The sequence below is a fragment of the Oscillibacter sp. ER4 genome (assembly GCF_000765235.1).
Classification (GTDB): Bacteria; Bacillota; Clostridia; order Oscillospirales; family Oscillospiraceae; genus Hominicoprocola; species Hominicoprocola fusiformis.
In genome coordinates, this window is sequence record NZ_JPJG01000058.1 from 21,697 (window position 1) to 30,739 (window position 9,043).

Below are 9,043 nucleotides of genomic sequence, written 5' to 3' on the forward strand. Positions count from 1 at the left end.
AAAACAGTGTCTCCGCACCACCCCAGGCGCGCATTTTGCGCTCTTCGAGCGCAAAACAGCGCCCCGCACGCACTCCCCCGGCGCATTTCGCGCCCCATGGGCGCGAAACAGCCCACCGCACCCAAGCGTCGCAGACTTTCGCGTCCGCAGACGCGAAATAATTTTAATCGTCATTTCCAACGACATGCGCGTTGGAAATGACTCTTCTCAGGCCGCAAGTGTGGAATTCGCCCGCCGACGGCGGGCGAATTATGCGCGCAGCGGCCTGCAATCCCCCTCTAAAATGAAAGGGAACGGCTTTGCCGTTCCCTTTCGTTTTAGAATTTATATAAGACTGTCGCCACCTGCGCCCTCGTCATTGCGCCGTTGGGGCGGAAGCTGCCGTCGTCAAAGCCCGTGAGGATGCCCATCTCGCTGAGCGTGCTCACATACTCCGCCGCCCAGGACTGGATCGCGCTGCTGTCGGTGAACTTGAGCGCGCCCTGGGCGTAGCCCTTTTCGGTCAGACGGCCGAGCATCGTCACCGCCTCCTGGCGGCTCACGTTGGCCGTGGGGTTGAAGTAGAGCTTGCCCGAGCCGTCGGAACTGCCCTTGATGATGCCGAGCGAGTACATCGCCTTCGCGCCGTTCAGCGCCCAGGATGCGATCTCATTCGTATCGGCAAACGGGAGCTGCACGGAGGAATAATCCTGCGAAGAACCTAAGTAACGCGCGAGCAGCACGGCAAATTCCTGACGGCTGATGTTCGTATCCGGCAGGAAGTTACCGTTCGAGCCGTTCGAAATGCCGCTGCGCTTGAGGTACGCGACCGCGTCGTTTGCCCAGTGGTCCTGCATGTCGGCAAAGGCCGGCGTCGCGCTCGACGTACCGGCGTTCACGCCCGCGCGGCTCAGGTTGCCGCTCGCGTCGCCCGCGACCACGCTCACGCGGTGCTGTGCGCCGTCCGCCGCGGGAAGCGTAATGCTCAGCGTGCCGCTGGACTGGTTATAGGTGTAGGACGTGTAGCTCTTGCCGTCGTAGGTCACGCGAATGGTCGGGATGGCCGCGCCGTCGATGTCATCTTTCACCGTGCCGGTCACAGTGTTGCTCGCCGCATTGTACTGGAGCGAGAGCTTCGGCGCGGTCGTATCGGTCAGGCCGCCGTAGGAGAGCACGAGCTGGTCAAGGTACACGGCGCTGATAAGCTCCGTGTCCGAAGAGACGATCATGCCCGTGATCGCGGTCGCCGCGCCGAGGTTCGCCGTCAGGAGCTTCCAGCCGGAGAAGTTGAGAGCTCCCAGGTTCACGCTGCCAGTATCCGTCACCAGCGCGAGCTGCGCTCCGCTATTGTCGCCGTAGACCCAGAAGTTGAGCTGGTCGTAATTTGAAGGAATGGCATAGTTGAGGCCGATGTAGGAGTTGCCCTCGCTGCCGGTCGCATAGTCAAGCCGTGCGGAGGCGTAGCCGTTGTGCACGCGGGTCATCTCACTGTTGTAGGAGAGCATCGCACGCGTGCCGGTCGCGGTCGCGAACGAGGTCTCAAAGCCGTCGAGCGTGCGCAGGGCGCGCGCCGTCACCGTCACAGGGACCGTCACGGAACTGCGGCCGAGGCTCGCCGTCACGCTGCCGCTGCCGATGCTGCCGGACGCCGTGAACACGCCGTTTTCGATCGTGCCGACATTCCCCTGCACGGTCCAGGTAAAGCCCTTGTTGTCGCCGAGCACCGGCAAATGGCGGTACATCGCCGAGGCGGTCAGCGTCGCCGTCTCGCCCGCGCTGAGCGTGATCGAACTCACGCTCTTGCCGTTCTGCCGGACGCTGATGCTGTCGGGCTGCGTGATGACATCGATCTTCGTCTGCGCGCTCGCGCCGCCCGCGTTCGCCGTCACCGTCACGGTGCCGGAGGCGGGCGCGGTCAGGACATTGCCGTCAATGGTGCCCTTATCCGCGCGCAGGGAGACATTGGAATTTGCCATGGGGATATAATTCGTGTCAAGCGCCGTCGCGGTCAGCTTGACCTGCGCGTTCGGGAGCACGCGGGTGCTCTCGCTTTCAAGATACACATGGCCCACGGAGTTCGTCGGGCGGCTGTCGGCCACTAAGAAGAGGTGGTTCGTCACCGCGCGCTCGCTGCCGCCGGAGGGCTTGTTCACAAGCGAAGCCGTCGTGCTGTCGGGCTGCGTCGCGACGAGCGCGGTCGAGCCGCCGCCGTCCAGACTCAGCGCCGTCACGCAGCCGAGCTCGATCATGCGCTCGGCGACCTGCGTCAGCGTCGCGCCGATGGAATAGCCGCTCTGGCGGCCGTCGATGGTGTACATCACAAGAGAGCCGTCGCGCTTGAGGCCCACAGCCGTGCGCGGCGCGCTGCCGTTGACAAGGCCCGCGCAGACCTGACCGTTTTCGACCAGCTGATAGAGCGCGCCGATCATGTTCGTCACGCCGCTCCACTCGCTGCCGCTCGCGCTGACGGAGACCGTGATGCGGTCGCCGACCTGAAGCGCACGCATGGAGGCCAAATAGCTCTCGCTGGACTTGAGGTTGACCGACAGCACATACTGCCCCTTGCCGACCGCGGTGTCCACGCCGCTTTCGACAATGTTTTCGACCCGAAGCGTCAGCTCCTCGCCGATGCCCAGCTCACCGCGATCCACCGAACAGATGACATCAAGGCCCGGCTCGCTCGTGCCGATCGTGCCGCGGGCGTTGAAGCTGTCGTCATACAGGAAGATACCGAACGACGTCTGGCGGACATAGTTCATGGCCGTGATCCCGAACGTGCTGCCGCGGTCGGTCTCGGCGTTGATGCGCAGGTTGGGCTTGCCCATCACCGCCGTGCCGTCGTCGTAGAAACCGAGGGCATAATAGCTGCCGGAGATGTTGCGGAAAACGCCCTCGCTCATCACGCTGCCGAGCGCGATGCCGTTGGCGGTGTCGTAATAATCGCCGTTGATGCCCGCGACCACGCGGTAGCCGTCGGCCTCCAGCGTGCGCGCTGCTGCCGAGACGGTCGAGAGCTGCGTGCTGTAGCTGCCGCTACTCACAATGGGCTTCACGCGTGCGTTGGGCGAGTAGACCACATAATTCTCCTGACGAAGGTCGGAGTAGGTATTGCTCCAGAACGTACCGGCGTTGAGCTCGGTGCGCTCATTGACCTCAACATTTGAGCTCGTCAGATCGTCGCCGAGCGCGTCAGACGCGAAGGCGTTGAGCGGAGCCGCCGCCAGCACGACTGCCAGCGACAGCGACAAAAACTTACGGATAATGGATTTCACGATTTGCCTCCTTGCTGAAAATGCCTTGAATTGGTAAACATAACACAGTATAGCAGATACCCTGCCATAAGTAAAGACGCGAAAACGCGGAAAAAGTTTCCACTTTTTTCGCAAAATTTAGAGGGAAAGCGCCTCGAGCACCCGCACGATGACGGCGTTTGACACTAGAAAGCCCTGCGGCGTCAGCCGCCAGCGGCCGTTTTCCTTTTGGGAAAGGCCGTGGCGCGCGCACTCTTCGAGCACTGCCTCGGCATCCCGCGTGTCCTCCTTGAGCGCCGACAGGTCGAGCCCCCGCGCGGTGCGCAGGGCAAGCATGACGCGTTCTTCTTCGCGCTCGCGTTCCGCGGGGCATGCGCTTTCGGAAAGGTGCTCCTCACCCTTGATGTAAGCATTCAAGTCGCGCGCGTAGGCGAAGCGCCGCCCGCCGAAGTCCGAATGCGCGCCAGGACCGAAGCCCAGATACTCCTGCATCGTCCAGTATTTGAGGTTGTGGCGCGACTCGCGCCCGGGACGCGCGAAGTTCGAAATTTCATACTGCGCGTAGCCCGCCTTTTCGAGCAGCTCGACCGTTGCAAGGTACTCCTCCGCCTGTTCATCGTCGTCGGGGATGCGCAGGGCGTCTTTTTTGCGGTCGAGCGGCGTGCCCTCCTCGATCTTGAGCCCATAGCAGGAAAGGTGCTCAGGCCGTAAAGCGATGGCCGCTTGCAGGTTTTCCCGCCAGTGCGCCATTGTCTGCTCGGGTAGGCCGTAGATGAGATCGAGGCTCACATTGTCGAAGCCCGCCGCGCGGGCGGCGCGCACGGCCTCGACCGTCTCTTTATGCGTGTGGACGCGCCCGATCAGGCGCAGCTCGTCGTCGCTCGCCGACTGCATCCCGAGTGAAATGCGGTTGAAGCCCGCTTCTCTGAGCTGCCGCAGTGCTGATACCTCCCGTGCGCTATCGGGATTCGCCTCGGTCGTGATCTCAGCGTTTTTGTCCACGCGGTAATGGGCAAAGACCGTCTCTAAAATGCGGCAGAGCCGGTCTGCGCCGAGATAGCTCGGCGTGCCGCCGCCAAAGTAGATCGTGTCAACGGTATGGCCTTTCGCCTGATCCGCCCAGCGCATCAGATCGCGCTGCAAGGCCGCGGTGTAGGCGTCCATCTTCTCCTCCGAATGAGGAAGCGAGTAGAAGTCGCAGTAAATGCACTTTGCCTTGCAGAACGGAATGTGGAGATACAGTCCCAGCGGTCGCATCGCGTCAACTCCTTTGCAAAAATGTCCTCGCCCATTGTAACACAAACCTCGCCGCGCGCAAGACGGTATCGCGCGGATATTTCGTCCATTTCCCGCAAACACTACGACAAAAGGAGTGATTCTTCATGGATATGACGCCTCAGGAATATCAGGAGTATGTCAAGCGCCTTGCGCCCAAATCGCCCATTTTCAAGGATACCGCCTTTGCCTTTTTCATCGGCGGCGCGATCTGCGCGCTCGGCCAGCTCATCCAGAACGGCTTTCTCTCGCTCGGCCTTGCAAAGGCGGACGCAGGCACGGCGACCTCGATCTGCCTCATCTTCCTCTCCGCACTTTTAACAGGCTTAAACCTTTACAATTCCATCGCGCGCTTTGCCGGGGCCGGCACGCTCGTGCCGATCACGGGCTTTGCCAACTCCGTTGTCTCCCCCGCCATCGACTTTAAGAGCGAGTCTATAACGCAGGGAAGCTGTGCCAAAATGTTTACCATAGCGGGGCCTGTGATCGTTTATGGTGTCAGTGCAAGCGTTATTTATGGCATAATTCTTGTGTTATTGCAGAGTTTTTAGAACAAATTTACCCACTTCACAATCGGTGAAGTGGGTGCTTTTTTGTATGTCTATTGTAACTCGTAAGGCCAAATAGAAGCGAAAAGGCTCTTGAACTCCATGAAATGGGGGAGAAAGTTTCCTTGGAAACCTTTATATAGATGCTTATTCCAGTTTGACTAAGGAGCTTGTATGAAATCATCTGCCTGCAAGGGATGATCGATAAAATGTGATATTATCACGGAAGACCACACAGAATCTGTTATGATACGGCCATAAACAAAAAGAAAGGCGGTCTGAATATGAGACTGAAAGATAAGGTTGCGATTATCACCGGCGGCAGCCGGGGCATCGGGTTTGCTACTGCGGACAAATTTCTGAAGGAAGGCGCTACCGTCATCCTGACTGCAAGTTCTCAGGCATCGGCTGATAAGGCTGTTGCACAGCTGCAAGAAAAATATCCGGAGGCAACCGTCGCGGGGATCAGCCCTGATCTGTCCAGTCTGGAATCTGTCCGTAATGCGTTCCGTGAAGCCACTGAAAAGTATGGTTGCGTGGATATTCTGGTGAACAATGCTGGTGTGTCTGAAAGCACCCCTTTTACCGAATATACTGAGGAGACCTTCGATAAGGTTATGAATTTGAATGTGAAAGGCGTGTTCAACGCCACACGGGCGGCCAGTGAGTGCATGGTGGCCCGGGGAAAGGGCGTTATTCTCTCCACGTCCTCTATGGTCAGTATTTCTGGCCAACCCAGCGGCTTTGCCTATCCCGCGTCCAAGTTCGCAGTGAATGGCTTGACAGTATCCCTGGCCCGTGAGCTTGGTCCCAAGGGCATCCGGGTCAACGCGGTGGCTCCCGGCATCACGGAGACCGACATGATGAAGGCTGTTCCCAAGGAAGTGATCGAGCCGATGATTAAGCAGATCCCCCTGCGCCGTCTGGGCCAGCCGGAGGACATCGCCAATGCGTTTGTGTTCCTGGCCTCTGATGAAGCGTCCTATATTACAGGCGTGGTGCTGAGTGTGGATGGTATGGCAAGAACCTAAAAACAAACGGGGCAGCTGACACGCAGCCGCCTCGTTTTCAAAACACGGAGGAATGACTATGAAGAGAATGATACCCTTTTTGATGGCCCTGCTGCTTTTGACCGGATGCGGAGCGCAGTCGGAGGAAAGTACCTACCGTCAGATCAACGCAGAGGAAGCCGCCGCCATGATGGAGGAGGAGAGCGGCTATCTCATTCTGGACGTCCGGACTGCGGAGGAATTCAGTGAGAAGCATATCCCCGGGGCTGTCAATATTCCCAACGAGACCATCGGTGACCAGGATATCCCGGAGCTGCCGGACAAAGAGCAGCTGATCCTGGTATACTGCCGCAGCAAGCAGGCGTCCGAAAAGCTGGTAAAGCTGGGTTATACCAACATCGTCGAGTTCGGCGGCATCAATGACTGGACGGGAGAGACCGTCAGCGGCGCTTCGTGACAATATCACGGAACTTGTATGAAATCCCGGTTATCATGGAGTCATCAAACAAGAGATCATAGGAGGACTTGCATATGTCTGTTATCAATATCAACAAGAATAATTTTCAGAATGAAGTTCTGAATTCTGAGAAACCCGTCCTGCTGGACTTCTGGGCGCCCTGGTGCGGCCCCTGCCGGATGGTCACTCCCATTGTGGATGAGATTGCAGCCGAGCGCGGCGACATCAAAGTTGGCAAGGTCAATGTGGACGAGCAGCCGGAACTGGCCGCACAGTTCGGCGTTATGAGCATCCCAACCCTGGTGGTAATGAAGGGCGGCAAGGTGGCCAATCAAATGGTGGGAGCAAGACCCAAAAGCCAGATCCTGGCCATGCTGTAAGGAGGGCGCAGGCATGGGATTCTTCGATTTCCTGAAAGGACCCGACATCAGTCAGGGTGTAAAAGAGTATCAGGCCACGCCCGGCGCTGTTCTGCTGGATGTCCGCACGCTGGAAGAGTACCGGGAAGGACATATCCCCGGCAGCAAGAATGTGCCGCTTCAGTCCCTTGACAAGGTGACCGGCTTCGTCAATAATCAAGATACGCCCGTGTTTGTCTACTGCCACAGCGGAGCCAGAAGCAGCCAGGCAGTCAGCGCGCTGCGGCGCATGGGATACACCAATGTCAAAAATATCGGCGGCATCGCCGCTTATGCAGGAAAGGTGGAGCATTGATATGAAGGTTGTCATCGTAGGCGGCGTGGCAGGCGGCGCTACTGCTGCGGCCCGCATCCGCAGATTGGAGGAGCAGGCGGAGATCGTGGTGTTTGAGCGGTCTGGATTCATCTCCTACGCCAACTGCGGTCTGCCCTATTACATTGGCGGAGTCATTGAGAACCCCGAGGAGCTGACCCTCCAAACGCCGGAGAGCTTCTTCTCCCGCTTCCGGGTCAACATGAAGGTACGCCACGAGGTCACTGCCATCCACCCCGACAAAAAGACGGTCTCCGTGACAAATCTGGAAACCGGAGATGTGTTCGAGGAAAGCTACGACAAGCTGATCCTCTCTCCCGGAGCCAAGCCCACCCAGCCCCGGCTCCCCGGTGTGGGATTGGACAGGCTGTTTACCCTGCGCACTGTGGAGGACACCTTCCGCATCAAGGAGTACATTGACCAGAACCACCCCAAGTCAGCCGTGTTGGCGGGCGGCGGCTTCATCAGCCTGGAGCTGGCGGAGAACCTGCGGGAGCTGGGGATGGAGGTCACCATCGTCCAGCGGCCCAAGCAGCTGATGAACCCCTTTGACCCGGACATAGCGTCCTTTATCCACAGTGAAATGCGCCGCCATGGCGTGAAGCTGGCTCTGGGTCACACGGTGGAGGGCTTCGAGGAAAAGAACGGTGGCGTGGATGTGCTGCTGAAGGACGAAGCTCCCCTCCATGCCGACATGGTGGTGCTGGCCATCGGCGTTTCTCCGGACACCCACCTCGCTCAAGAAGCTGGACTGGAGCTGGGCATCAAGGGCAGCATCGTGGTCAACGACCGGATGGAGACTTCCGTTCCCGACATCTATGCCGTGGGCGACGCGGTGCAGGTGAAGCATTTCGTCACCGGACAGGATGTTCTGCTCTCCCTGGCAGGCCCCGCCAACAAGCAGGGCCGTATCGCGGCGGACAACATCTGCGGCGGCGACAGCCATTATATGGGCAGCCAGGGCAGCAGCGTCATCAAGGTCTTTGATATGACAGCGGCTTCCACCGGTGTCAACGAAACCAACGCAAAAAAGGCTGGGCTGGACGTGGACACCGTTGTCCTCTCCCCCATGAGCCATGCGGGCTACTACCCCGGCGGCAAGGTCATGACCATGAAGGTAGTCTTTGAAAAGGAGACCTACCGCCTACTGGGCGCCCAGATCGTGGGCTATGAGGGCGTAGACAAGCGCATCGATGTGCTGGCCACCGCCATCCGGGCAGGGCTGAAGGCCACCGAATTGAAGGACCTGGACCTGGCCTACGCACCGCCCTATTCTTCCGCCAAGGACCCGGTGAACATGGCGGGCTTCATGATCGAGAACATTGCCGGCGGCGTGCTAAAACAGTGGCATCTGGCGGATGTGGGCAACCTCCCCCGGGACGGCAGCGTGACGCTGCTGGATACCCGCACGGTGGAGGAATTTGCGCACGGACATATCGATGGTTTCACCAACATTCCTGTAGACGAACTGCGGGAGCGGCTGGGCGAGCTGGACAAGTCCAAACCGGTGTACGTCATCTGCCAGAGCGGCCTGCGCAGCTACATCGCCTGCCGTATCCTGGCCGGAAACGGCTTCGAGTGCTATAACTTCTCCGGTGGCTTCCGGTTCTACGACGCGGTAATGAACGACCGCTGCCTCATTGAATCGGCCACTGCCTGCGGTATGGACAAATAACAATAACCCCTTCTCAGATTCCACATGAAGTGACCCCAAAAAGTTAGACAATATTCTGAAGTAAAAATTGTTCAAGCAGCTGAAAGGGCTTGCTGTCTGTGAATTGCAGGCGGCAA

The 9,043-nt window shown here is 58.9% G+C and carries 8 protein-coding genes; 6 read left to right on the plus strand and 2 right to left on the minus strand.

Going from position 1 to position 9,043, the window contains the following annotated elements; translation table 11 throughout:
• Positions 1–317: 317 nt before the first annotated feature.
• Both NI20_RS0109420 and hemW read right to left on the minus strand, forming a co-directional pair.
• Positions 318–3,251, minus strand: a complete 2,934-nt coding sequence (locus NI20_RS0109420) for an S-layer homology domain-containing protein (RefSeq protein WP_033121152.1) — start codon at positions 3,249–3,251, stop codon at positions 318–320.
• 117 nt (positions 3,252–3,368) lie between these two features.
• Positions 3,369–4,487, minus strand: coding sequence for a radical SAM family heme chaperone HemW (gene hemW / locus NI20_RS0109425; protein WP_033121153.1), 1,119 nt, complete (start codon positions 4,485–4,487; stop codon positions 3,369–3,371).
• A gap of 125 nt (positions 4,488–4,612) precedes the next feature.
• Here hemW and spoVAC point away from each other — a divergent pair, with 125 nt between their 5' ends.
• From spoVAC to NI20_RS0109455, 6 genes are all read left to right on the plus strand, one after another.
• A complete protein-coding gene (spoVAC, locus tag NI20_RS0109430; RefSeq protein ID WP_033121154.1) occupies positions 4,613–5,056 on the plus strand; it encodes a stage V sporulation protein AC in 444 nt (147 codons plus the stop codon).
• Positions 5,057–5,337: 281 nt separating this feature from the next.
• Positions 5,338–6,084 (plus strand): SDR family NAD(P)-dependent oxidoreductase, encoded by a 747-nt coding sequence (locus NI20_RS0109435; protein WP_033121155.1) that lies wholly within the window; start codon positions 5,338–5,340, stop codon positions 6,082–6,084.
• Between the two features lie 58 nt (positions 6,085–6,142).
• A complete protein-coding gene (locus NI20_RS0109440; RefSeq protein ID WP_033121156.1) occupies positions 6,143–6,520 on the plus strand; it encodes a rhodanese-like domain-containing protein in 378 nt (125 codons plus the stop codon).
• Positions 6,521–6,594: 74 nt separating this feature from the next.
• Positions 6,595–6,900, plus strand: a complete 306-nt coding sequence (gene trxA / locus NI20_RS0109445) for a thioredoxin (protein ID WP_033121157.1) — start codon at positions 6,595–6,597, stop codon at positions 6,898–6,900.
• 13 nt (positions 6,901–6,913) lie between these two features.
• On the plus strand, positions 6,914–7,234 hold the full coding sequence (locus NI20_RS0109450) for a rhodanese-like domain-containing protein (protein WP_033121158.1): 321 nt from the start codon (positions 6,914–6,916) through the stop codon (positions 7,232–7,234).
• Between the two features lies 1 nt (position 7,235).
• A complete protein-coding gene (locus tag NI20_RS0109455) occupies positions 7,236–8,927 on the plus strand; it encodes an FAD-dependent oxidoreductase (protein ID WP_033121159.1) in 1,692 nt (563 codons plus the stop codon).
• Positions 8,928–9,043: the final 116 nt, after the last annotated feature.

Bases quoted from the DNA above. Each gene is read 5' to 3' on its own strand.
- NI20_RS0109435 (WP_033121155.1), top strand. From the start codon at position 5,338: ATGAGACTGAAAGATAAGGTTGCGATTATCACCGGCGGCAGCCGGGGC.
- spoVAC (WP_033121154.1), top strand. From the start codon at position 4,613: ATGGATATGACGCCTCAGGAATATCAGGAGTATGTCAAGCGCCTTGCG.
- trxA (WP_033121157.1), top strand. From the start codon at position 6,595: ATGTCTGTTATCAATATCAACAAGAATAATTTTCAGAATGAAGTTCTG.
- NI20_RS0109455 (WP_033121159.1), top strand. From the start codon at position 7,236: ATGAAGGTTGTCATCGTAGGCGGCGTGGCAGGCGGCGCTACTGCTGCG.
- NI20_RS0109440 (WP_033121156.1), top strand. From the start codon at position 6,143: ATGAAGAGAATGATACCCTTTTTGATGGCCCTGCTGCTTTTGACCGGA.
- NI20_RS0109450 (WP_033121158.1), top strand. From the start codon at position 6,914: ATGGGATTCTTCGATTTCCTGAAAGGACCCGACATCAGTCAGGGTGTA.
- hemW (WP_033121153.1), bottom strand. From the start codon at position 4,487: ATGCGACCGCTGGGACTGTATCTCCACATTCCGTTCTGCAAGGCAAAG.